Annotated in this window: 20 protein-coding genes; 9 read left to right on the forward strand and 11 right to left on the reverse strand. The window is 67.9% G+C overall.

Annotated elements, in window-relative coordinates:
• The first annotated feature begins 120 nt into the window (after positions 1-120).
• The 3 genes from ACRARE_RS17760 to ACRARE_RS17770 are packed head-to-tail and all read left to right on the forward strand — an operon-like array spanning position 121 to position 3770.
• Positions 121-1500: an aminotransferase gene (locus ACRARE_RS17760; RefSeq protein WP_432657804.1), complete on the forward strand. Its 1380-nt coding sequence runs from the start codon at positions 121-123 to the stop codon at positions 1498-1500.
• Entirely contained in the window at positions 1501-2946 is a 1446-nt protein-coding gene (locus ACRARE_RS17765) for an aldehyde dehydrogenase family protein (RefSeq protein ID WP_432657805.1), read from the forward strand.
• A complete protein-coding gene (locus ACRARE_RS17770; protein ID WP_432657806.1) occupies positions 2943-3770 on the forward strand; it encodes an ABC transporter ATP-binding protein in 828 nt (275 codons plus the stop codon). Before ACRARE_RS17765 ends, ACRARE_RS17770 begins: the two co-directional genes overlap by 4 nt.
• Before the next feature lie 102 nt (positions 3771-3872).
• On the opposite strand, the gene ACRARE_RS17775 is transcribed toward ACRARE_RS17770, so the two are convergent.
• Complete coding sequence (locus tag ACRARE_RS17775) at positions 3873-4304, reverse strand: VOC family protein (RefSeq protein WP_432657807.1); 432 nt, start codon at positions 4302-4304, stop codon at positions 3873-3875.
• Positions 4301-5884 carry an ABC transporter permease gene (locus ACRARE_RS17780; protein ID WP_432657808.1) on the reverse strand — a complete coding sequence of 528 codons (1584 nt, stop codon included), beginning with the start codon at positions 5882-5884 and terminating at the stop codon, positions 4301-4303. The genes ACRARE_RS17775 and ACRARE_RS17780 overlap by 4 nt, the downstream gene beginning before the upstream one ends.
• Positions 5885-6413: 529 nt before the next feature.
• On the opposite strand from ACRARE_RS17780, the gene ACRARE_RS17785 reads away from it, so the two are divergent.
• Genes ACRARE_RS17785 through ACRARE_RS17795 form a run of 3 tightly spaced genes read left to right on the forward strand, consistent with a single transcriptional unit; the run spans position 6414 to position 9548 of the window.
• Positions 6414-7391 (forward strand): ABC transporter substrate-binding protein, encoded by a 978-nt coding sequence (locus ACRARE_RS17785; protein ID WP_432657809.1) that lies wholly within the window; start codon positions 6414-6416, stop codon positions 7389-7391.
• A gap of 10 nt (positions 7392-7401) precedes the next feature.
• Positions 7402-8526 carry an oxidoreductase gene (locus ACRARE_RS17790; RefSeq protein WP_432657810.1) on the forward strand — a complete coding sequence of 375 codons (1125 nt, stop codon included), beginning with the start codon at positions 7402-7404 and terminating at the stop codon, positions 8524-8526.
• The gene (locus ACRARE_RS17795; RefSeq protein WP_432657811.1) at positions 8523-9548 is read left to right on the forward strand and encodes an aldo/keto reductase; all 1026 of its coding nucleotides are present in this window, start codon (positions 8523-8525) and stop codon (positions 9546-9548) included. Before ACRARE_RS17790 ends, ACRARE_RS17795 begins: the two co-directional genes overlap by 4 nt.
• 37 nt (positions 9549-9585) lie before the next feature.
• Here the strand turns inward: ACRARE_RS17795 and ACRARE_RS17800 are convergent, their stop codons facing one another.
• The 9 genes from ACRARE_RS17800 to ACRARE_RS17840 form a co-directional block, all read right to left on the reverse strand.
• Positions 9586-10332: a maleate cis-trans isomerase family protein gene (locus ACRARE_RS17800; RefSeq protein WP_432657812.1), complete on the reverse strand. Its 747-nt coding sequence runs from the start codon at positions 10330-10332 to the stop codon at positions 9586-9588.
• The gene (locus ACRARE_RS17805) at positions 10329-11789 is read right to left on the reverse strand and encodes an amidohydrolase family protein (RefSeq protein ID WP_432657813.1); all 1461 of its coding nucleotides are present in this window, start codon (positions 11787-11789) and stop codon (positions 10329-10331) included. Before ACRARE_RS17805 ends, ACRARE_RS17800 begins: the two co-directional genes overlap by 4 nt.
• An 11-nt stretch (positions 11790-11800) precedes the next feature.
• Positions 11801-12682, reverse strand: a complete 882-nt coding sequence (locus ACRARE_RS17810) for a polysaccharide deacetylase family protein (RefSeq protein ID WP_432657814.1) — start codon at positions 12680-12682, stop codon at positions 11801-11803.
• Positions 12679-13860 carry an amidase gene (locus ACRARE_RS17815; protein WP_432657815.1) on the reverse strand — a complete coding sequence of 394 codons (1182 nt, stop codon included), beginning with the start codon at positions 13858-13860 and terminating at the stop codon, positions 12679-12681. Before ACRARE_RS17815 ends, ACRARE_RS17810 begins: the two co-directional genes overlap by 4 nt.
• A 2-nt stretch (positions 13861-13862) precedes the next feature.
• Positions 13863-15347, reverse strand: coding sequence for a 4-hydroxyphenylacetate 3-hydroxylase family protein (locus ACRARE_RS17820; RefSeq protein ID WP_432657816.1), 1485 nt, complete (start codon positions 15345-15347; stop codon positions 13863-13865).
• Positions 15348-15582: 235 nt separating this feature from the next.
• Positions 15583-16566 (reverse strand): substrate-binding domain-containing protein, encoded by a 984-nt coding sequence (locus tag ACRARE_RS17825; RefSeq protein ID WP_432657817.1) that lies wholly within the window; start codon positions 16564-16566, stop codon positions 15583-15585.
• A complete protein-coding gene (locus ACRARE_RS17830) occupies positions 16563-17597 on the reverse strand; it encodes a DUF5591 domain-containing protein (protein WP_432657818.1) in 1035 nt (344 codons plus the stop codon). Before ACRARE_RS17830 ends, ACRARE_RS17825 begins: the two co-directional genes overlap by 4 nt.
• A gap of 9 nt (positions 17598-17606) precedes the next feature.
• Positions 17607-19049, reverse strand: a complete 1443-nt coding sequence (locus ACRARE_RS17835; RefSeq protein ID WP_432657819.1) for a SidA/IucD/PvdA family monooxygenase — start codon at positions 19047-19049, stop codon at positions 17607-17609.
• 179 nt (positions 19050-19228) lie between these two features.
• Positions 19229-19966, reverse strand: coding sequence for a DUF599 domain-containing protein (locus tag ACRARE_RS17840; protein ID WP_432657820.1), 738 nt, complete (start codon positions 19964-19966; stop codon positions 19229-19231).
• Positions 19967-20079: 113 nt separating this feature from the next.
• Here ACRARE_RS17840 and ACRARE_RS17845 point away from each other — a divergent pair, with 113 nt between their 5' ends.
• The 3 genes from ACRARE_RS17845 to glcF are packed head-to-tail and all read left to right on the forward strand — an operon-like array spanning position 20080 to position 24065.
• A complete protein-coding gene (locus ACRARE_RS17845; RefSeq protein WP_432657821.1) occupies positions 20080-21534 on the forward strand; it encodes an FAD-linked oxidase C-terminal domain-containing protein in 1455 nt (484 codons plus the stop codon).
• Positions 21535-21589: 55 nt separating this feature from the next.
• The gene (gene glcE, locus ACRARE_RS17850) at positions 21590-22717 is read left to right on the forward strand and encodes a glycolate oxidase subunit GlcE (protein WP_432657822.1); all 1128 of its coding nucleotides are present in this window, start codon (positions 21590-21592) and stop codon (positions 22715-22717) included.
• 1 nt (position 22718) lies between these two features.
• A complete protein-coding gene (glcF, locus tag ACRARE_RS17855) occupies positions 22719-24065 on the forward strand; it encodes a glycolate oxidase subunit GlcF (protein ID WP_432657823.1) in 1347 nt (448 codons plus the stop codon).
• Positions 24066-24115 lie beyond the last annotated feature (50 nt).

Genomic DNA, 24115 nt, shown 5'->3' on the forward strand with positions numbered 1-24115 from the left:
CGAGACCATGTTTTGCCGCAGGGCCGCGCCAGAGGCCGCGATGGCCCCGCCCGGCGCCCCGTCCGATACTAGCCTTGGCGGCCCCATGGGATGGTCGCGACAGATAGGAAAGAACGCCCCATGGTCTATCGACAGTTGGAGACCCGTCAGTGGCAAGACCTGGACGAGGCGCATTACCTGCACCCGTTCACCGATCACAAGGCCCTGAAATCCAGCCATTCGCGCATCGCGGTGCGCGGCGAAGGCGTCTATGTCTGGGACACCGAAGGGGACCGGATCATCGACGGGCTGTCGGGCCTGGGCTGCGTCACCATCGGCTATGGCCGCAAGGAACTGGTCGAGGCCGCAACGGCGCAGATGACCGACCTCAGCTTCTGCCAGTCCTTCTTCAACACCTCGCACCCGTCGGCCATCCGCCTGGCGGAAAAGCTGGTCGAGATCACGCCCGAGGGGCTGAACCACGTCTTCTTCCAATGCTCGGGGTCCGAGGCGAACGAAACCGCCGTGCGCGCCATCCGCCGCTACTGGAAGCTGAAGGGCCAGCCGGAAAAGCGGATGATCATCGCCCGCGAAAAGGCCTATCACGGCTCCACCCAGGTGGCCGCCTCGCTGTCGGGCCTGCCCGACATGCACGAGGCCGGGGGCGATCTGCCGCTGGATTTCATCACCCATGTCGGCACCCCCTACGCCTACCGCAACAAGCCCGAGGGCATGTCGGACGAGGATTTCGGCGAACTGGCCGCCTCCTGGCTTGAGGACAAGATCCTTGAACTGGGGCCTGAGAACGTCGCGGCCTTCTACGCGGAACCTGCACAATCCGCCGGCGGCTCAATCTGCCCGCCGATGACCTACTGGCCCGCAATCCAGAAAATCTGCCGCAAGTATGACGTGCTGCTGGCGGTGGACGAGGTGGTCATGGGCTTTGGCCGCACCGGCAAGTGGTTTGGCAGCTTTTACTACGACATCCAGCCCGACTTCATGCAGCTGGGAAAGGGTCTGACCTCGGGCTATCTGCCGCTGTCGGCCTGCCTGATGTCGGATCGCGTGGCCGATGTGCTGATCGAGGACGGCGGCGAATGGGCGCACGGCTATACCTACTCGGGGCATCCGTCCTGCTGCGCCGTGGCCTTGGCCAATATCGAGGTGCTGCAAAGCGAGGGCATCGTCGAACGCGCCGAGGCCGAGCTGGTGCCCCATTTCGAGGCCAAGCTGGCCGAGTTCGTGGATCATCCGCTGGTCGGCAATGTCCGCTCTGTCGGGCTGATGGCGGGCATCGAACTGGTCGCAAACAAGGCAACCGGCGAGGCGTTTCCCTTTGAACAGCATGTCGGCAATCAATGTTCGGTCGAGGCGTTGAAACTGGGTCTGGCCTTCCGCGACAATGGCGACACCATGGCTCTGATGCCGCCCTTGGTGATGACCATCGCCGAGATGGACGAGATGTTCGCCATCGCCCGCCAGGCCATCGACGCCACGGCCAAGAAGCTGGGGATCATGTGAATGACCCATTGGGGTAAGTTCTATATCGGCGGCGCCTGGGTGGCGCCCCTGTCCGACACCACCGGCCCGGTGGTGAACCCCGCCACGGGCGAAGAGATCGCCCGGGTGGCCTGGGGCACGGCGGCCGATGTCGACCGCGCCGTCGCTGCCGCCCGCGCGGCCTTTCCGGCCTGGGCCGCCACTCCGGTGGCCGAGCGCGTGGCCCTGCTGCGCCGCATCGCCGAGGTATTCAAGGCCCGCAAGGCCGAGCTGGAACAGGCGGTCACCGCCGAGATGGGATCCCCCGCGGATCTGTCGGACTGGATGCAGACCGACAGTTCGGTGATCTATTTCAACGAGGCCGCCGATACCGCCGAGGGCTTTGCCTTCGAACAGCCCCATGGCACCACCAGGCTGCGCTACGAACCCATCGGCGTGGCCGGGCTGATCACGCCCTGGAACTGGCCGCTGAACCAGATCGTGACCAAGCTGGCCCCGGCGCTGGCCGCCGGTTGCACGGTGGTGCTGAAACCCTCGGAAATCTCGCCCCTGTCGGCGCTGATCCTGGCCGAGGTGCTGGCCGAGGCGGGCGTGCCTGCGGGGGTCTTCAACCTGGTCAATGGCGCGGGCCCCGAGGTCGGCGCGGCCATCGCGGCGCATCCGGGCATCGACCTTGTGTCCTTCACCGGCTCGACCCGCGCCGGGATCGAGATCGCCCGCACCGCCGCCCCCACGGTGAAACGCGTGCACCAGGAGCTGGGCGGCAAATCCGCCAATATCGTGCTGCCCGATGCGGATCTGGATCTGGCCCTGGCCGACGGGGTGGCGCGGATCTTCATCAACTCGGGCCAAAGCTGCATCGCGCCCTCGCGGATGCTGATCCCGCGCGACATGCAGGACGAGATCGAGGCGCGGCTGCTGGCCGAGGTGGCCAAGGTGCGCATCGGCGATCCCACCGACCGCGCCACCACCATGGGCCCCGTGGCCAATGCCGCGCAATGGGATCGCGTGCAGGGGCTGATCGAGACCGGCATTGCCGAGGGCGCGCGGCTGCTGACCGGCGGCCCGGGCCTGCCCGAGGGCGTCAACCGGGGCTATTACGTGCGGCCCACGATCTTTGCCGATGTGACCAACGACATGGCCATTGCCCGCACCGAGATCTTCGGCCCCGTCCTGTCGGTGCTGACCTATGACAGCCTGGACGAGGCGGTCGAGATCGCCAATGACAGCGACTATGGCCTTGCGGGGTATGTCTATGGCCGCGACCTGGACCGGGCCGAGGCCGTGGCGCGGCGCATTCGCGCGGGCCGCATCTTCATCAACAATCCGCCCTTCGATTTCTCCGCCCCCTTCGGCGGCTACAGGCAATCGGGCAACGGGCGGGAACTGGGGGTTTTCGGGCTGACCGAATATCTCGAAGTGAAGGCCATGCTGGGCCATCGCAACCGCGAGGAAAGCCAATCATGAACGTCAGCGCCCAGAGCCAGGGCCCAAGCCCCGCAGAGGCGGCAGAACTGCCGGTGGATATCCTGGTCGATCACGTCGACAAGACCTTCGTCACCCGCAAGGCGCGGATCGAGGCGCTGGCCGATGTCTCTTTGAAGATCCGGCGCGGCGCCTTCGTGGCGCTGATCGGGCCCTCGGGCTGTGGCAAGTCCACGCTGATGCGCATGGTTGCCGGGCTGGAGGCGCCGACCGAGGGCGCGGTGCGCATTCGCGGCCACCAGCCGCAGCAATACCGCCAGCAGGGCAAGCTGGGCATCGCCTTTCAGGATGCGGCGCTGATGCCCTGGCGGTCGGTCTATCGCAACGTGGCGCTGCCTTTGCAGGTGCTGAAACGCTCGGTCGCCGAACATGACGCCAAGATCCGCGAGATGATCGACCTTGTCGGGCTGAAGGGGTACGAAGATCACCTGCCCGCGCAGCTGTCGGGGGGGATGCGCCAGCGCGTCGCCATCGCCCGCGCCCTGGTGACCGAGCCCGAGGTGCTGCTGATGGATGAACCCTTCGGCGCGCTGGACCAGATCCTGCGCCGGTCGATGAACATCGAGCTGCAACGCATCTGGAGCCAGCAGAAGGCCACCACCCTGCTGGTCACCCATGGCATCGACGAGGCGGTCTTTCTGGCCGACCAGATCGTCGTCATGCACGCCAAGCCGGGGCGCATCGCGGAAATCGTCGACGTGCCCTTCGAGCGGCCGCGCACCAAGGCGCTGTTCTCGGATCCGGCCTTCCACGCCATGTGCGAAGAGTTGATGGAAAAGCTGCACCCGGGCCACAAGGACGACTGAGGGGCAGAGCTAGCCAGGTGCGGGCCGCATCCCATAGCCCGGGCCAGCAAGAGAGCCGCCGTAGCCCCCGGGCTGCGGCGGTTTTGCGTGGTGGGCGGGGCGTCAGGTGGCGGGGGCCATCCATTCCAGCTCGACAAAGGCGTCGCCCGGCGTGCGGAGGTAGCAGCAGCGCCCGCCGGGAAAGGCGATGACCTCGCCCAGCACTTCGGCACCGGCAGCACAACAGGTGGTCAGGATCTCTTCCATGTCGTCGACGTGGAAGCAGACATGGCCCGCGCCCGGCCGCCAGGGCAGGGGATCGGCGGGGGGCGTGCCGCCCGGGTGGGTGAAGGCGATCAGCTCCAGCACCATGTCGATCCCCGGGGCACGCATCTGGGTAAAGGCGCACAGAAGCCCGGGGTGGCCCGCCATGCGGGCGATGTCGGCGCCCATCTCCTCTTCGACGAAATCGGGGGCAAAGCCGAAGGCAGCGCCGAAGAACCCCATGGCGGCGGGCAGGTCCGAGACGGTCAGCGAGGCGTGATGAAACCTCATCGCCGGGTGCGCCGTTCCAGGATGCCGACCAACTCGTAGGTCAGGGCCGAGATCAGGATCGAGATCAGCGCCCCGGCCCAGATCGTTTCGTAATCCAGCGCCGGGCGGGCGAGGTTCAGCAAGTTGCCAAGGCCGATGCCAGAGACCAGCCATTCCGCCACCATCACCCCCAGCAGGGCCATGGGCGCCACCATCTTGGCCGCCGCAAAGAGGTAAGAGATGGAATAGGGAATGGCGATGCGCCACAGCAGCTGCCAGCGCGAGCCGCCATAGACCGAAACCAGGTCGCGCGCCGCGGCGGGCACCGAGGCCAGCCCCTGGTTCAGCAGCACATAGGCCGGGAAGAAGACCACCAGCATGGCCAGAAAGACCGAGGCCGCCACGCCGCGCCCGAAGGCCAGCACCACGAAGGGCACCAGCGCCACCAGCGGCGTGTTCTGCACCACCATGGCCACCGGCACCAGGGCGCGGGCGATGGCGGGCGACAGGATCGACATCGAGGCCAGCACGAAGGCGAAGGCCAGCCCCGCCAGCAACCCCAGCACCGCCATGGGCAGGGTCACCGACAGCGCCTCCCAGATGGGAAAGGCGTTTTCGGTAAAGATGAAGCGGATCGTGGTCAGCGGCCCCGGCGCGATGATCGAGGGCATGTCGGCCAGGTCGATCAGGAAGGCCCAGAGCAGGAAGGGCATGACGAAGGCCAGCGCCCCCGCGCCCAGCCGTTCGATCCAGGTCCCGCCGCGCGCGGGCGCGGCCATGGCGGTGGCCAGGGTCGCGCTTTCGGTGGTGCGGCGCAGCCAGACGGCGGGGATCATGAAGAGCAGATAGCCGCAAAGCCCGATCATCGAGGTCGAGATGGCGATCCCCCACAGCCGCGTCGGATTGGCCTGCGGCAGGGTCGACAGCAGGAAAGAGCCGAAGCCAAAGCGCGTGCCTGATCCGAACTCGCCCAGCACGGCGCCCAGAACGGCGATCGGCGCGGCCACCCGCAGCCCGGCAAAGATCGAGGGCAGCGCGCCGCGCAGCCGCACATAGCGCATCAGGGCGCCCTCGTGGCCGCCGTAGACCTCGATCAGGTCCGACAGCCGCTGGTCGACCTGTTTCAGTCCCAGCAACATGGTGGACATGGCCGGGAAATAGACCATCAGCGCCGACAGGATCGTCTGCGGCCAATCCCCCTTGAAGAACAGCACCAGAAGCGGGCCCACGACGATGGCGGGCATGGTGTAGACGGCGATGTTCACCCCGCGAAAGGCGGTGTCGAGCCAGGGAAAGACGCAATAGAGCAGGGCCATGACAAAGGCCGTGCCACAGCCGATGGCAAAGCCGGTGGCGGCGATCTTGACCGTGGCGGCGCCGTGCAGAAGGTACAGATCGGCGCCCGACCACATATCCCCCAGGATATAGACCGGGCTGGACAGGATCAGCCGCCCCATCCGGGTCTGGGTGCCCAGCAGGTGCCAGACCAGCAGCACCGCCAGCACCAGCGCCACCTTCAGCGCGATCAGCGCGGCGGGGGAACGCATCAGGGCCAGCAGCGGGCGCGGGGCGGTCTCGGGCAGGGGCAGGGTGTCGGACATGGGCGGCGGGACCTTTGCTGAGGCTGAGGCCGCCGCAGGGGCGGCCGAAGAGGCGGGGGCCTGTCACATCGAGTCACGGACGCCCGGGTCGGATCAAGCCTGCCCGCAAAGGCGCCCGGGGGGCCAGAATCCTGCGTCGCCCGGTGGCGCGGCAAAACTTGGCCGCAGATGCGCACCCCTTGGCCCATGGGGCCTGTTTGGCGCGGGCAGGCGCCGTGGGGCGGTATTTTTGTGCAATTCCTGTGCAAACGGCGCCTTGCCGCATCGCGGCGATTTCGCCGCCTGCGGGCCCGAAAATGCCGCCAAAGCGGCAAAAACAGACCGAAGCGGGCTGATTTGCATGGATTTCATGCGCTTTGCAAAGCCGATTTGCCGCTTCGCAGAAACCGTCAAGTCAGCGCGCATGAAATGCCAAGCCTGCCAAATTGACCGCGCCCCGATCCGCTACCTAGGCTGATCCCTATCGCCGGGAACCGGAAAAACGGACCGCGCCAGGAAAACGATAACCTCACCCAACAGGATCTTCCCCATGACCAAGCTTTCCCGTCGCGCCTTCACCGCCTCCGCCCTGGGCGGTCTGGCCGCTGCCTCTGTCCCCGGCCGCCTGTTCGCCCAGGATCTGACCACGCTGACCCTGCAAGCGATCTGGATCAACGACCCCGAATTCAACGGCTATTACATCGCCATGGAAGAGGGCTATTACGCCGATGAAGGTCTGAAGATCGACTATATCCCCGGCGGCCCCGACGTCATTCCCCAGGCCTCGCTGCTGACCGGCAAGGCCGATATCGCCCTGGTTTCGCCCATGGAAACCGCCGAGGCGATCTTTGAAAAAGGCGCCAACTTCAAGGTGATCGGCGCCCAGTTCCAGAAAAGCCCCGACTCGGTGATCTTCCTCAAGGACAGTGGCATCGAGACCATGAAGGACCTCGAAGGCCGCACCGTGGCCTGCCCGCCGCTGAACGTCGGCCCCTTCAAGGTGGTGCTGGGTCTGGCCGGTGTCGACGGCGAGAAGGTGAACTTCGTCCCCTACACCTTCGACCCGACCCCGCTGGTCGCCGGTCAGGTGGACGCGGTCGTCGATTTCATGACCTCGATGCCCTATGTGATCAGCCAGGCGGCGGGCAAGGAATCCGGCTTCATCTTGTTCTCGGACGTGGGCATGGTGATGGGTCAGGACCTGGTCTGCGCCAATGTCGAGACCATCGAAAGCCGCCGCGAAGACCTGGTGGGCTTCCTGCGCGCCTCGCGTCGCGGCTGGGAGAAGGAATTCGAGGCCCCCGGCAAGGCGGCGCTGGAATGGGAAGACAGCTGGTTCAAGGGCAACGGCTATACCCCCGACATGACCCAGTTCCACTCGAACATCCAGGTCGACCTGATCAAGCATCCCGATGGCATCTTCGCCATGGATGACGAATGGATCGCGGCCACCATCGAATCCATGCACAAGGTGGGGATCGAGGCGGACGAAAGCATGTTCGACACCTCGCTGCTGAAAGAAATCTGAGCTGGACCGAATGACTGACAAGACTGAAGGGCAAAGCGCCCTGTTCACCCCCCTGTCCATCAGGGGGGTGACATTTCGTAATCGCCTGCTGCTGTCGCCCATGTGCCAATATGCGGCCGAAGAGGGCCGGGCGACGGGCTGGCATTTCGACCATTACGCCCATATGGCCATGTCGGGCCTGGGCGGCGCCGTGATCGAGGCCACCGCCGTGCTGCCCGAGGGGCGCATCACCCCCGATTGCCTGGGGCTGTGGTCCGACGATCAGATCCCCGGCCTGGCGCGGGTCGTCGAGGGCTTCCACCGCCACGGCGTGCCGGTCGGTGTGCAACTGGCCCATGCGGGGCGCAAGGCCTCGACCGAGACGCCCTGGAACGGGGCAAAATTCCTGCCCGAGGGTGACCATCGCCGCTGGACCTGCGCCGCGCCCTCGGCCCTGCCCTACGCCGAGGGCTGGCCCGCCCCGGCCGAGATGAGCGCGGCAGACATCACCGCCTTCCGCACGGCCTTTGTCGCCGCCGCGCGCCGCGCCGTGGCCGCCGGGTTCGACTTTGTCGAGATTCACGGCGCCCATGGCTATCTGCTGCACAGCTTCGTCTCGCCCCTGTCGAACCATCGCGGCGACGGCTACGGCGGCACCGCCGAGGCGCGCCACCGCCTGTCGGTCGAGATCGCCCAGGATCTGCGCGCGGCCCTGCCCGAGGATATGCCGATCTTCTACCGCGCCTCCTGCGTGGATCGCGTGGCCCAGGGGATCGAGATCGCCGATACCGTCGCCCTGGCCGCCCGCCTGGCCGCCGCCGGAGTCGATCTGATCGACTGTTCCGCCGGGGGCATCGCGCCCGGCACCAATGGCTCTCAGGTGGGCGCCGAGATCACCGCGCAGCACGACATGGCCGCCCAGGTCCGCGACAGCGCGGGTGTGGCGACCATGGCCGTGGGGGGCACCCATAGCCCCGCCGTGGCCCTGGCCAGCATCGACGGCGGCAAGGCCGATCTGGTCGCGGTGGCCAGCGAGATGCTGAACAATTTCGACTTCCCCCGGCAATGCGCCGAGGCGGCAGGGGTCGAGAAGCCCGACTTCGTCCAGCCGCAGCGTTATGCCTTCTACAACCAGTTCGCCCGGGGGGCGACGTGAGCAGCCTGGCCACGGTGCCCCTGGGGGGCACCGGCCTTCGCGTCAGCCGCCTGGGTCTGGGCACCGCGCCCCTGGGCGATTTCTACGAACGCCTGGACGAGCATCAGGCCATCGCCACCGTCGAGGCGGCGCTGGCCGCCGGAATCACCCTGCTGGACACCTCGCCGCATTACGGCAACGGCCTGGCCGAGCATCGCACCGGCACCGGGCTGCGCAGCGTGCCCCGTGACCGGGTGGTGCTGTCCAGCAAGGTGGGGCGGGTCATGGACCCGCATCGCTGGGGCGATGTGGCGCCGCCCGCGCGCGGCTTCGTCGGTTCGCTGCCGCATCGGCCACGCTTCGACTATTCCTATGACGGCACCCTGCGCTCGATCGAACAGTCGCTTTTGCGGCTCGGGACCGACCGGCTGGACCTGGTGCTGATCCACGACGTGGACAGCTGGACCCATGGCGAAGAGATGATCGAGGCGCGCTATCGTCAGGCGCTGGACGGCGCCACCCGCGCCCTGGCCGAGCTGAAGGCCCAGGGGGTGATCGCGGGCTACGGGCTGGGCCTGGATGACCACGAGATGGCCGAACGCTTCCTGCGCGATGGCGAGTATGACGTGGTGCTGCTGGCCGGGCGCTATTCCCTGCTGGAACAGCCTGCCCTGGCCTCGATGATGCCGCGCGCCCAGGCGGCGGGAACCGCGCTGATCCTGGGCGGGGTGTTCAATTCCGGCATCCTGGCCACCGGGGCGGTGGTCGGGGCCAAGTACAACTACGCCGAGGCCGAGCCTGCGATCCTAACCCTTGTGACCCAGATCGAGAGGGTCTGTGCCGCCCATGGGGTCGCGCTGCCCCATGCCGCCTTGCAGTTCGCCCTGGCCCATCCGGCGGTCGCCTCGGTGGTGCTGGGGGCCGTGCGCCCCGAAGAGGTGACGCGCAACATCGCCGCCCTTCAGGCGGCGATCCCCGCGGGGTTCTGGTCGGATCTGAAGGGCGAGGGCCTGCTGGACCCCGCCGCCCCGGTGCCCCTCTAGGGCCGGGCGGCGGCCAGTCGGCCGACGGGCTCCCCTGTCAGTCGAACATCTGGCCCCAACCGGTGATGGCGGGGCGCACCCCGGCCTTCAGGCAGGCATCCAGATAGGTGACAGAGATGGAATCGGCCAGCGGGATCCCCGTCTCGGCCTCGAACTCTTCCGCCAGCGCCGTGGCGGGGAAGTTGGTGCAGACCACCGCGACGCAATCTGCGGCATCGTCGGCAGCCTCGTGCAGCAGGGCGCGCATCCGGTCGAGGGGTGTTGCGCCGATGTCCACATTGGCCACGCAGCCCAGCGAGACGGCCTTCACCACCTCGAACCCCGAGCGGGTGTAATTCTCGACGATGGCCGCCGTCACATCCTCGGTATAGGGCACGGCCAGCGAGATCTTGCGCCAGTTCTTCGCGGCAAACAGATCGAAGTAGCCGATGGTGGCCGAGGTCGCGGTGATCCCGGTTTCCGCCTCGATCAGCTCGCACAGCTTGCGGTCCTGGTCGATGCCGCGCCAGCTGGCGGCGGTGCCGTTCCAGGTGATCACGTCCAGGGGCGCATCGGCCAGAAGGCGCGCGGCGGCCAGCATCGGCTCGTACTGGAAATGGCTTTCCGAGCTTTCGTTCAGCGCCAGCGTCTTGACCACGATCCGCGAGAAATGGTTCGAGATCCGCGCCGCCTCTTGCATATTCAGCGCATAGGTCAGCGGCTCGGCCCAGGTGTTGGACGAGGGCATGATATGGCCGATGCGGGTATAGCTGGCGGGGTCGCTGTAGGGATAGGGCAGGGTCATGTCAGGTCCATGGGCAGGGTGCGGGTAAAGCCGAGGTCGGGTTTCGGCCGGGTGTCGAGGAAGCGCTGGATATGGGGCAGGGCGGCCTCGGATGCCGCCCGCTGATCGGCGCGGGCGGCCTCCAGCGCGGGCATGTGGCGGGCGATGCGGGCGCGCAGGGCGCGGGTGTCGAAACGGGGCTCTCCATCGCTCAGCACTTCGCGGCCTGCGACGAAGACCGAAGCGACCGAGCTGCCGGTTTCCGCCGTCACCATCTGCACCACCGGATCGTTCAGGGGGGTGAAGGCGAGGCTGTCGAGGGACAGGATCGTCAGGTCGGCGGGGGCGCCCGGTTGCAGGGTCGAGGGCGCCAGCCCCATGCAGGCCGCGCCGCCCTGGGTCGCCATCCCATAGGCGGTGGCGGCGTCGATCCAGCGGTCGCGCGAGGTCTCGGTCAGGCGCGACAGGTTGGTCGCATGGCGCATCGCCTCGAACATGTTCATGGCATCGGACGAGTTCGCGCCGTCGGTGGCCAGACCCGGGGTCAGCCCGGCCTCGCGCATCATCTGAACCGGCGCGATGCCCGCGCCCAGACGCTGGTTCGAGGCCGGGATATGGGCGACCGTCGCCCCATGCCGCGCCAGGGTGGCGAAGTCGCGCGCCCCCAGCCAGACCGCGTGACCGGCGGTGAAATCGGGGCCCAGAATGCCCAGGCTTTCCAGCCGGTCGATGGGCGATCCGCCCCAAAGCTGGCGCGCCACCTCGGCCTGCAATCGGCTCTCGGCCACATGCATGTGCAGCCGCCAGTCCCGGCGCCGGGCCAGATCTGCGGCCCCGCGCAGGAAGGTTTCGGAGCACTGGTGCGGGATCGTGGGCGCAAGGCCCCAGCTGATGCCTTCGGGCAGGGCAAAGCCCATGCCCCTGTCGATCCGGGTCAGCAGGGCCTCGGGGTCTTGCGGCGCGGCGGAGAGGCTGGCGGCGATCTCGGGCGGCAGGCTGTCCAGCAGCCCGGGGATGCTGGCGGCAAAGCCGATGTCGGCGACCATCGGCGCGATCACCGCGCGCAGCCCCGCATCCGCATAGGCCTGGGCCACGGCGGCCAGATGTTCGGGATCGGGCGCGGGCATTCCCACGGCCAGGTCATAGACCGCCGTCACCCCCTTCGACAGCATGTCCCAGGCGCCCAGAAGGGTGCTGTCATAGACCATCTGCGCGTCGCGCCCGGCGGCCATCCAGCCGCCCGAGGTCAGCGAGAATTCCAGCGGCCAGCGGTCGGCCACGCCCTTGTTCAGGTTGGCGTGCCCATGGGTATGGGCATTGACCAGCCCGGCGATCACCATCTGCCCGCCGATGTCGCGGCGCGGCAGGCCGGTCGGGTCGTCGCTGATCATCCCGTCGCGCAGGATCACGTCGCGGGCGGTCACCTTGCCGGTTAGTGGGCTGGCCACCAGGCCGCCGGTCAGGACAAGGCCTGTCATCTCGGAGCCTGTCATTTCGGGCAGACCTGCGCGAAGTGGCGGGCCACCTCGGCGCGGGGCGCGAACCAGACGCCGGGGGTGCCCGCGACCTCTTCCAGGAAATTGCGGATACCTTCGAACCGCGCGGGCTGGCCCGAGATGCGGTTGTGCAGCGAGATCGTCATCAGCCGGGGCGAATGGGCGCTTTCGCGTAGCAGGGTGCGGAAGGCCGACCAGAGGTAGGCGTGGAAATCGCCCGGCGTCGGCAGCTTGGCGGTGGCCAGGCGGTTGTCGTTCAGGGTGAAGGTATGGGGCACCACCAGGCGCCCTTCGGTCCAGTATGGTAGATCGTCCGCATAGCCGTCTGCATCGTAGATCAGGCAGGGGTGATCGGCCAAAAGCATACGGGTCCGTTCGGAGGCAGCGTAGCGGCATTGCCAGCCTGTGGGCGCGCGGCCCGTGGCGGCGGTGATGCCTTCGACGGCGGCGGCAATGGCGGCGCGTTCTTCGGCTTCGGTCATCAGGAAATGGCGCTGAAAGCGGTTGCCATGGGCGCAGATGTCCCAGCCTTTTTCGGCGATGAACCCGGCCGCCTCGGGGTTGCGCGCCAGGGCCTGGGCGCAGGCGCCGATGGTGGGGGGAATGTCGAGCTCTTCGAACATCTCGGCCAGCCGCCAGAAGCCCGCGCGGCTGCCGTATTCAAACAGGCTTTCGGCCACCAGGTCGCGTTGGCCCAGGGGCACCTCGCCGGGGATCGCGTCGGTCAGGGCCAGTTCGGTGGCCGGGTCGCCGTCGGGGATCGAGGGCTCGGCGCCCTCTTCGAAGTTCAGCACGACCACGACCGCCAGTCCGGCGCCGCCGGGCCAGCGGAAGTCGGGCTTCACCCGCCCGTATCCGACGAAATCGCGGGTCATGCGGCGCCCTCTGGCAACTGCGCGTAGAGATCGGCGGCGATGGCCAGCAGCCGCTCTTCGCCGCGCGGACCGGCGATGAAGGACAGGCCCACGGGCACCCCCTCGACCGTGGTCGCGGGGATGTTCAGCTGCGGCAGCCGGGTCAGCGAGGCCACGCAGGTCAGCGCCAGGGTCTTCTCTCGGAACTCGATCAGCGTTTCCAGCCCGCCGCCGATCTCGGGCGGCAGGTCATGGGCCGTGGGAATGCACAGCACGCCGTCGTCGCCCAGAAGGTCCACCATGTAGCCGGTCAGCGCGTCGCGCCAGATCGTGGCGGGGGCGATGTCGGCGGCGGTGACCGTGCTGGCCAATTCCATACGCTGGGCGATGGAGGCCGAGACCTGCCGCCCGGGCTGCGCGGCCCAGGTGCCCAGGGTGGCGTGCAGGTCGCCCAGTTGCAGCGGGCGGAAGGTGTCCAGCCAGTGCTCGACCCCGCCGCGATAAAGGTCCACCTCGGTGGTGGTCAGCGCCCGCGCCAGCGGCGTCAGCGCCTCGGCCACCCGAGGATTGGGAATGGCGAAGGCATCGCGGGCCAGCATCAGGCGGGTGGGCGACAGGGGTTTGGGCGCGCCGAAATAGGCCGCGCCGACGCGGGCCATGACCTCGGGCGTGCGGGCCATCCAGCCCACGGTGTCAAAGCTGGGCGCCATGGCCATGACGCCCGCCACCGACAGCCGCCCGAAGGTGGTGCGCAGCCCGAAGATGCCGCAGAAACTGCCCGGCACGCGGACCGATCCGCCGGTGTCGGTGCCAAGGGCGAAATCCGCCAGCCCCCCCGCCACCGCCGAGGCCGAGCCGGAGGAAGAGCCCCCCGGCACGCGCCCCGGCGCGCGCGGGTTGATGGGGGTGCCGTAGAATTCGTTGTCGCCGAACATGCCGCAGGCGACCTCGTCGGTGTGGGTCTTGCCCAGGCACAGCGCCCCGGCGGCCAGGGGCACCTGCACCGCCGGTGCCGTGGCCGCCGCGACCACCCCGGCCTTCAGCCGGTCGGGGTTGCCGCAGGCGGTGACGCTGCCCGCGATGTCGAAGAGATCCTTCACCGCAAAGCTGAGGTCGGCCAGCGGGCCGGTCTCCGCCGCCCGGAAGGGGGCGGGGGAATGGCCCACGAAGGCCGCGCGGCGGATCGTCTCGGGTTCCATGCTCACTCTGCCGCCGCCCGGGCCAGCAGGTTGTCGACCTCCAGGTCATAGGTGCCCATGAAGCCGTCGACCCGCGATTTCACCTCGTCCCAGTCGAAGAAGCGGAAGGAATTGCCGCGAATGACGAACTGGGCGCCCGAGTAGAACATCTCGTACTGCAAGTGGCGCGAGCCGAATTCCGAGCCGACCGCGTCCCAGGCCAGTTTCATCAGCTTCACCCGGTCGTGGCTGTCCACCACGGGCGAGCGCTGCGTGCGGCCGATGATCTCGGCCGTCTCGGGGCTGGCGAAGTCGAGATCCGAAGAGGGCACCATGATCATCCCGCCGCCCGACAGGATGCGGATCGCCTCCACCACCTCGGGGTAGGTCGTCTGGGCGATGACCTGGGCGGTGACCAGGATCGAGCGGTCGGGGACATAGTATTTCCCGTATTGCTCGCCCTTGGCCTCCATCGCCAGGACCAGGGCATCCATGTTCTGCACCTTGGCGGCGATCAGGCCCAGCTGTTCGCGCACCTGGGGATAGCCGATGATATTGTTGATCTCGGCGATCTTGCGCGCCAGGCCCAGCAGGAAGTGCAGCTTTTGGGTCAGGCGGATCATGCACTGGTAGTTCTGCATGACATGGGCGCGGGTCTGGTGCCATTGCGCCTGGGCCATCTTCAGGTCGCGGTGCAGGAAGACGCGTTCCCACGGGACCTTCACATCGTCGAAGACCACCACGGCGTCATTCTCGTCGAACTTCGCGGACAGCGGATAGTCGAAGGTCGAGGTGGCGCCCGCCTCGTAGCTGCGGCGCGACAGCATCTTCAGACCCTTCGTGCCAAGCGGCATGGTCAGGGTAAAGGCGTAATCCTCGTCGCCCGGTTGCAGGGGCGTGATGCCCGAAACCATGATCTCATTGGCGACGATGCCCGAGGTGGCCAGCATCTTGGCGCCCCGGATCGTCAGGCCTTCGCTGTCTTCATCGACGATGCGGGCGACCAGATCGCGGTCGGCCTGACCGGCGGCGGATTTCGCCTTGTCCGCCTGCGGGTTGATGATGACGTAGCTGAGGTACATGTCGTTGTCGCGCACGTAGTCGAAGTAATCGGCCAGGGCGGCGGCGCGTTTGGGGTCGTGGGCCTCGTAGACGTCCAGCCCCATGCGGAAGCCCGCGAAGGTCGAGGCGACGTGATCGGGCGAGCGGCCCATCATGCCGCAGGTCAGGGCCGACCATTCCTCGATCGACTTCCGGCGCTCGACCAGCTCGGCGTAGTTGGTGGGCATCATCCAGGACTTGTTGACCCGCTTGCCGGTCTTGGGCGAGGCAAAGGTCATCCGTTCCTGGTTCTCGGGCGCGGCCTGGTAGTCATACAGCGCGCAGGCCGAGGAGACGGCGCCGCGAAAGGCGGGGTCTGTGTTGATATCCGCGACGCGCTTGCCGTCGAGATAGATACAGCGGTCATCCTGAAGCGAGGCGAGGTGGTCGGCACCGTTCTTGGGCATCTTGGGTCTCCGGGTCTGGCGGCGCAGGGGGAACCTTATCTTGCGATGCACCGCGAAGGGGTCTCTCTGGGGTCCGAGGGCCCCCGTCTCCTCTTGCCCTTTTTCGGGTCAGGCTCCGGGTCTCGGTCTTGGGTCAGGGTGGAAAGCGGGCTTTCCCCGGTCAATCCCGGCGGGGGGCACCCGCAGGGACAGGCATTGTCGGGCGCAGGTCCGGCCATGCGGCCTGCGCCGCTGGTCAGGTGGCCAGCATGTCGGCGTCGAACATGTCTTCGGGGGTGATGTTTGTCTTCAGGAGACCCTCATCGCTCATGTAGCGGATGATCGCCTCTAGCGTGGGGCGGTTGCGGGCAAAGCCGCCCGACCAATAGCCCTGGCCCAGGCGCTTTTCGGTGTCCAGCAGCGCCTCCAGCTGCCAGGGCAGCATCGTTTTCAGCACCCCGGAATGATAGATCTGGGCGCGGGCCATGTCCTGGGCATCGCCAAGGGCGGTGTAAAGGCGCCGGGTCAGGCCCGGGTGGGCCTCGGCGATGGCGCGTTTGACCGCGAAGATATGCATGGGCGGCAGGATCCCGGTCTTCTGATAAAAGGCGGTTTCGGCCTCGCGCGGATCCTCGAACAGGCGGGTTACCGGGCAATTGGGGTCGAAGGGATCCCAGGTGGACGGCGCGGCGGCGGTATAAAGCGCGTCGATCTTGCCCTCGGCCAGCATCCGCGCCAGCCCGCCCTCGTCATCGGCGTGGACGATCTGGAAATCCTCGGGGTACTGCTGCGGGTGTTCATCCCCGCTGCGGCCGAACTCCAGCCCGTTGGTGACATAGGTGGGCGCGCGCATCGGCAGGCCGTAGTGTTCGTCGAAGATGCCGCGCAGCCAGACGGCGGCGGCCATGTCCCAGATCGGGATGCCGACCCGTTTTCCGGCCAGATCGGCGGGCGAGGTCAGCCCCGCTGCGCGGTTCACGAAGACGCAGGAAAAGCGGAAGTGCCGCGAGGGGAAGATCGGCACCGCCAGATAGCGGCGCGGCCCTTCCAGATCGCGCAGATAGGTGGCCAGGGGGTATTCGGCGGCGTCGTAGACGTGGCGCGAGCATTGCAGGTTGAACAGATCCTGCACCGGGTGGGTGTGCCAGGTGGCCTCGACCCCGTCGATGCGCACCTCGTCATTGATCAGCGGGCGCAGGCGGTCGTTGTCGGAGGACCCGATGGTCAGGGACAGGGTCATGCGTCTTCTTTCTCCAGGATGTTTTCAACCAGCACGTCCAGCAGTTCCGGCAGGGCCAGGGGCGTGGCGTTGGCCCCGCCGCGCGACCAGTGGCTGCCGACGCGGTCCGGCGTGGTGCCCAGGCGTTTGGCCAGCCGTTCGATGGCATCGGTGCAATCGGCCGCCAGCGGCAGGCAGGTGATCTTCAGATGCTCGGGCAGCAGGTCGTTGGCGCCGGTGAAGGCCAGGTTCTCGCCCGCGACCTTCTTGAAGGCGGGCACCCCATGGGCCTTGCGCGCCGCCCGTTCCAGAACGAAGGACCGGTGGGTCAGCCCCGGCGCGACCCAGGAAATGCGCGCGTCGTACAGCCCGCCGATCCGCTCCATCGCCTTGGCCAGCAGGCGGGCCATTTCGTTATGCATCTCGACATAGGCGCGTTTTTCATTGTCGCCCCAGGCCCATTTCGACGGGCCGACCTGAACCGCCGTGCTGTCTTCGCGCCAGGGCGAGACGGCATTGCCGCGCTTCTCGAACAGCCCCGGATCGTCATAGGCATGACAGGGCGAGGGCTTACCCTCATAGCCGGTGATCGTCTCGTAGGGGACCAGCGCCATGGGTTCGGAAATCACCGCGCGGTGAATGTAGGTGCCCTTGCCGTCGCTGAGGATCGACACATCCAGCAGTTCCTGCGGATCGTCGGGGCCCAGACGCGCGCAGAGTTCCTGCGCCAGGGGCTGGCGGGCGACGGGACGGAACCCCTCGTCATAAAGACGGCGGTTGATCGCCCGGTGCTCGGTCGAGAAGGGATAGGGCTTGGTCGCCGTGCAGGGCATCATCAACAGCACCTTGCGCCCGCCCTCGGGCAGGGGCGGCATGTAGCGTTCGGTGACAAACTCGATCCAGTCGGCAATGCGCGGATGCGACAGCGAGTCCATATTGTCCTGGGGGCAATAAAGGCACAGCTCTGGGTCGAGCTCGTAGGGGGCCTGGATCTTCTCCTGGGATTGGAGGAAGCGGGCGGCCTTGTCTTCGACGATGACCTGGTTCGACATGGGATCCTCCTAGATGGTTTCCGGCGTCAGGCGGGGCAGGGGGGCGGTTTCGGGGCGCAGCTCGGGCTCGTCATAGGCGCGCAGGGTCGCCAGATGCAGGGCCGCGTCTTCGGTGAACAGCTGGCGGGTGATGCCGCGCACCACCCGTTCGGCGCCGAACTTCAGCGCCGAGATCCCGGCGGAACAGCCCTGAGAGACCATGGCGGCGAAGGTGTAGCAGTAGTGGCGCGACAGCATGGCGTCGGTGGCGGCGTCGTCGCCCTGGAACTGGAAGGCGTCGCCCAGATAGGGATAGGCGCCCAGCCCATAGGCCTCGGGGCCCGCGGCGGGGGCGAAACGGTCGGCCCAGGTGGCGATGGCCGGGGCCAGGCGCGCCAGTTCGGGGCGCAGGGTCGGGTCAATGGCCATGCCGGTGCCGACGATCAGGAAATCCGCGTCAAAGCTGCCCTGGGGCGTGGCGATCTGCACCTGCCCGTCCACATGGGCCAGGGCGGTGAAGGGGCTGTCGTAGTGGATGTCGAAGCTTTGCCAGACATGGCAGCGGTTGAAGGTGTCCTGCGGCGGCGGCTGGTTCATGCGGAAGATGGTCTGCATGAAGTCCCACTTCATCGTGTCGTCCAGATCGGGGAAGTGGCGCAGGAAGCCGGTGTATTCCATCCAGCGATAGGGGTTCACCGGCGGCAGTTTCGGGCGCCGCACGAAGAGATCCACCTTGGCCGCGCCCCCCTCCAGCGCGCAGGCGGCATTGTCGAAGGCCGAGGCCCCGCCACCCAGCACCGCCACCCGCTTGCCCGCCAGCGCGGCAAAGTCGATGGCCTCGGCGGTATGGGCATAAAGCGTCTTGGGCAGGGCGTCGCGGACGAATTCGGGCACGGCCCAGGCGCCGGTGGCCTCGATGCCCGGCGCCAGCACCACGGCGCGGGCATAGTCCACGGTTTCGTGCCCGTCACGGTCGCGCAGGCGGACCGCCGTGATGCCACCCTCCAGCGGCTCCAGGTCCACCACTTCGACCCCGTGAAAGACCGGCGGCTGCACCACGCCCGAGACCCAGGTGACATAGTCCTGCCACTGGTCCTTGGGGATCTTGTCCAGCCCTTCCCAGGCGGCATCGCCGTAGCGGGCGCGATACCAGGCCTCCGGCGTCAGGGCGGGGATGCCCATCTCGGGGCCAGAGACATGTTTCGGCGTGCGCAGCGTCTTCATCCGCGCGTAAGAGGTCCAGGGCCCGGCCTCGCCGGGGCGGTTGCGGTCGTAGACGCGGATGTTCGAGACATTCTCGCGCATCAGGCCAAAGGCGATCGACAGGCCCGACTGGCCGCCGCCGACAATCGCCACGTCCAGCACCGGCTGATCCTTGTAGCGGCGGGACGTGACCCAGCATTTGCGGGGGTAGGACAGCGCATCAATCTGCGCCTGCGCGGCCTGGGCCAGCGCGTCGAGCGGGTCGGACATAGGGTCTCCTGATCAGGACGTTTGACGCGCCCCGCAGGGCGGCCACACGGCCGGACCCGATTTTCCGGTTGCCACGGCCTTTGGCCCGACCGTTCCACGTTCCGCCCCGCCGGTCAGCGGGCGGAGAGGGGCTTTGCCAGCCCAGACAAGAAAAACCGCGCCCCTGTCCGGCGCCCTGCCTATTTCGTGACCGTTTCGCCGGGCTGAGGTGCCGCCGGGGTGGTGTCCAGCGACAGCAGCAGTTCGCGCGACTGCGAGGCGAACTCGCGCCGCCACAGGATCGCGCAGGTCAGCAGCGTCGTGGCCAGCAGGCCCCAGGGCCCCAGGAACCAGCCGGTGGCGGCCATGGCGAAATAGATCGACCGCAGACCCCGGTTGAAGCTGCGCGCGGCGAAGATGTTGATCTGCGCCGCCTTCTGCGCCCGGGGGCCTGCGCGCGGATCGGCGGGTTCGTTCGGGATGGCCCCCATCAATACCCCGCAATAGCCGAACAGCCGGTTCGCCCAGACGAACTTCAGGAAGGCGTTGACCATGAACATCAGCACCAGCATCAGCTTGATTTCCCAGAACACTTCCGAGCTGCGGTCGGTCACGCCCAGGTCGCTGGCGATGCCGCGCAGCTGGTCGGAATTGCCCAGCAGGGCCAGGGTGCCGCCGATGGCGATCATCGTCGAAGAGGCAAAGAAGGAACTGTTGGCGCGCAGCATCCCCAGGATCTGGCTGTCGACGATGCGATTGCTGCGTTCGATGGTCATGCGCAGCCATTCGCGCCGATTCTCGGCCATCAGGATAGAGACCGAGGGCCGCGCGCCCGGGTGTTCGATGCGCCAGCCGATGCCCAGCCAACCCACCAGGATCAGCAGGACAACCACCGCGTCGGCGGTCGAGAAGAGGGAAAGAAAATGGGCCAGGGTCATGGCCCTACCTAGCCGCGCGGCCGGGGGTGAGGCTATCGAAAAAATTGGTTCAAAAAACTTACCAATCCTGTTATCCCGGGTGCAGCAATCCGCGATTGAGAGGGGGGAGAGCCATGCAGATGCCGGAACCGGACGCCAGGGTCCTGTCGAAAAAGCCCGCGCTGGTGGCCCGTCTGCGCAAGGTGCTGCCTGCGGGGGCGGTGATCGACGACCCCGCCGAGACGCGCGCCTATGAATGCGACGCCCTGACCGCCTATCGCTGCGCCCCCCTTTGTGCCGTTCTGCCCAGCTCGACCGCCGAGGTCGCGGCGGTGCTGAAGATCTGCCACGAGATGGAGGTGCCGGTGGTGCCGCGCGGTGCGGGCACCTCGCTGGCGGGCGGGTCGCTGCCCACGGCGGATTCGGTGATCCTGGGCGTGGCACGGATGAACGCGGTGCTGGAAACCGATTATGCCAACCGTTTTATCCGGGTGCAGACTGGGCGCACCAACCTGTCGGTCTCGGGCGCGGTCGAGGCCGACGGGTTTTTCTACGCCCCCGACCCCTCTAGCCAGCTGGCCTGTGCCATTGCCGGGAACATCGCCATGAACTCGGGCGGGGCGCATTGCCTGAAATACGGTGTGACCACCAACAACCTGCTGGGTGTCACGATGGTCACCATGGAGGGCGAGGTGATCGAGCTGGGCGGCGCGCATCTGGACGCCGCCGGGCTGGATCTTCTGGGCCTCATCTGCGGCTCCGAGGGGCAGTTGGGCGTGGTGACCGAGGCGACCCTGCGGATCATCGCCAAGCCCGAGGGCGCGCGGCCCGTGCTGATCGGTTACGACAGCCTGGAGGTGGCGGGGCAGTGCGTGTCGGACATCATCGAGGCGGGCGTGCTGCCCGTGGCGATCGAGTTCATGGATCGTCCCTGCATCCGCGCCACCGACGCCTTTTCCGGCGCGGGCTATCCCGATTGCGAGGCCCTGCTGATCGTCGAGGTCGAGGGATCGGAGGGCGAGATCGCCGAACAGCTGGAGATCATCACCGCCATCGCCCGCCGCCATGATCCGGTCGAGCTGCGCGAAAGCCGTTCGGCCGAGGAAAGCGCGCGGATCTGGCTGGGGCGCAAGTCGGCCTTCGGCGCCATGGGGCAGATCAACGATTACATGTGCCTGGACGGGACCATTCCGGTGACCGAACTGCCCCGTGTGCTGGGCCGCATCGGTGAGCTGAGCCGCGAGTTCGGTCTGGACGTGGCCAATGTGTTCCACGCGGGGGACGGCAACATGCATCCCCTGATCCTGTTCAACGCCAACCAGGAGGGGCAGCTGGAGTTGTGCGAGGCCCTGGGCGCCGAGATCCTGAAGCTTTGCGTCGAGGTGGGCGGCTGTCTGACCGGCGAACATGGGGTGGGGATCGAGAAGCGCGACCTGATGGGCCACCAGTACCGGCCCGCCGATCTGGAGGCGCAGATGCGGGTGAAGGATGTTTTCGACGGCCAATGGCTGCTGAACCCGGCCAAGGTGTTCCCGCTGGAGGCCTCGGCACCGCGCCGCGCAGGGGGCGTTGCCCCCCGGGTCGCCTGACGGCGCCCCTCCCCCCAGGATATTTGGCCCCCAGAGTATTTGGAGCTTTCGGATGATGAGACCCGGGACAGAGACCGAACTGGCCGAGCTGTTGCAGGCCGCGCGCGCGCCGCTGGCGGTGCGGGGCGGGGGCACGCGGGGGGTGGCCCTGACGGGCGAGGCGCTGGAGACCGGCGGGCTGTCGGGGGTGCGCCTTTATGAGCCCGGCGCGCTGACCCTGGTGGTGGCGGCGGGCACGCCCCTGGCCGAGGTCGAGGCGCTGCTGGCCCAGAAGGGCCAGCGCCTGGCGTTCGAGCCGATGGATCACCGTGCGTTGTTGGGCACGGGCGGCGAACCGACCATCGGCGGCGTGGTGGCCGCCAATGTGTCCGGCCCGCGCCGGGTGCAGGTCGGCGCCTGCCGCGATCACCTGCTGGGGGTACGCTTTGTCACCGGCGCCGGGGAGGTGGTGTCGAACGGCGGACGGGTGATGAAGAACGTCACCGGCTATGATCTGGTCAAGCTGATGGCGGGCAGCTGGGGCACCCTGGGGGTGCTGACCGAGGTCAGCCTGAAGGTGCTGGCCCGGCCCCAGGCCGAGGCGACGCTGATCCGATCAGGGCAGGGGGCCGAGGCCGCCGTGGCCCAGATGTGCCGCGCCATGGGCACCCCCTATGACGTCAGCGGCGCCGGTTGGGTTGGCGGCACGACGCAGCTGCGCCTTGAGGGGCTGGCGGGATCGGTGGCCTATCGCGCCTCGGCCCTGGCCGAGGCCCTGGGCGGCGGCTGGGATCTGGTCGAGGGCGACGACAGCGCCGCCCTGTGGCGCGCCTTGCGCGATGTGGCGCCCTTCGTGGGCCAGCCGGGCGCGGTGTGGAAACTGTCGGTGAAACCCACCGAGGCGCCGGGCCTGCTGGCGCGGCTGGCGGGGGCGGGCGTCGAGCACGAGGTGCTGCTGGACTGGTCCGGCGGGTTGATCTGGCTGCGGGTGCCCGAGGCGGAGGACGCAGGCGCGGCCCGGATCCGGGGCGAGATCGCCCGCATCGGCGGCCATGCCACGCTGATCCGTGCGGGCGAGGCCCTGCGCGCCACCGTGCCCATGTTCCAGCCCCGCCCGGCCCCGGTCGCCCGGCTGGAAGCGGGCCTTCGGGCGAAGTTCGACCCCCGGGGCCTTCTTAATCCCGGCCTGATGGAAGGGGCCTGACATGCAGACCAATTTCACCCCCGAGCAATTGCAGGATCCCGGCACGGCGACGGCCAACAAGATCCTGCGCGCCTGTGTGCATTGCGGCTTCTGCACCGCCACCTGTCCCACCTATCAGGTGCTGGGCGATGAGCTGGACAGCCCCCGGGGCCGCATCTACCTGATCAAGGACATGCTGGAGAATGAGCGGGTGCCGGATGCGAAGACGGTCAAGCATATCGACCGATGCCTGTCCTGCCTGGCCTGCATGACCACCTGCCCCTCAGGCGTGCATTACATGCATCTGGTGGACCATGCCCGCGCCTATATCGAGACGCATTACACCCGCCCCTGGCATGACCGCGCCCTGCGCGCCCTGCTGGCCCGCATCCTGCCCTATCCGGGGCGCTTCCGCCTGGCGATGATGGGGGCCAAGATCGCCCGGCCCTTCCGCCGCCTGATCCCCGATGCCCGGTTGCGCGCAATGCTGGAGATGGCACCGCGCCACCTGCCCCCCGTCTCGCCCAACGACCGGCCCCAGACCTTCGCGCCCGCCGCGCCGCGCCGGATGCGCGTGGCGCTGATGACCGGCTGTGCGCAGCGCGCGCTGAATACCGACATCAACGATGCCACCCTGCGCCTGCTGCGCCGTCTGGGGGTCGAGGTGGTGGTGGCCAAGGGCGCCGGTTGCTGCGGCGCCCTGACCCATCACATGGGCCGCGAGGGTGACAGCCACGCGGCGGCGGCGGCCAATATCCGCGCCTGGGAGGCCGAGATGGAGGGCGCGGGCCTGGACGGCATCGTCATCAACACCTCGGGCTGCGGCACCACGGTCAAGGACTATGGCCATATGTTCCGCGATCACGACCTGGCGGGCCCGGCAGCGAAGGTCGCGGGCCTGGCTATGGACATCACCGAACTGCTGGCCAAGCTGGACCTGCCCGAGGTCGCCGCCGATCACCCTGCACGCGGAATGCGCGTCGCCTATCACGCCGCCTGTTCCCTGCAACACGGCCAGAAGGTGACCGACCCGCCCAAGGCGCTGCTGAAGGCCGCAGGCTTCGAGGTGCTGCTGCCCGCCGACGGGCATCTGTGCTGTGGCTCGGCGGGCACCTACAACCTGATGCAGCCCGAGATCTCGGGGCAGCTGAAGGCGCGCAAGGTGGCGACGCTGGAGGCGCTGAGCCCGCAGGTGATCGCCGCAGGCAACATCGGCTGCATGATGCAGATCGGGTCGGGAACGGGGGTGCCGGTGGTGCATTCGGTGGAACTGCTGGACTGGGCCACGGGCGGGCCGATGCCACCCGCGCTGTCGGGTGATCCGCTGCCGCAGCCCCGGGCGATGCCGGTGCCGTTGCTGCGCGACTGAGGGGCTGCGCGATTAAACCGCGCCTTCGCCCAAATTTGGCCCGAAGCGGC

Source organism: Pseudooceanicola aquaeponti (assembly GCF_050897975.1).
Taxonomy (GTDB): domain Bacteria; phylum Pseudomonadota; class Alphaproteobacteria; order Rhodobacterales; family Rhodobacteraceae; genus Pseudooceanicola.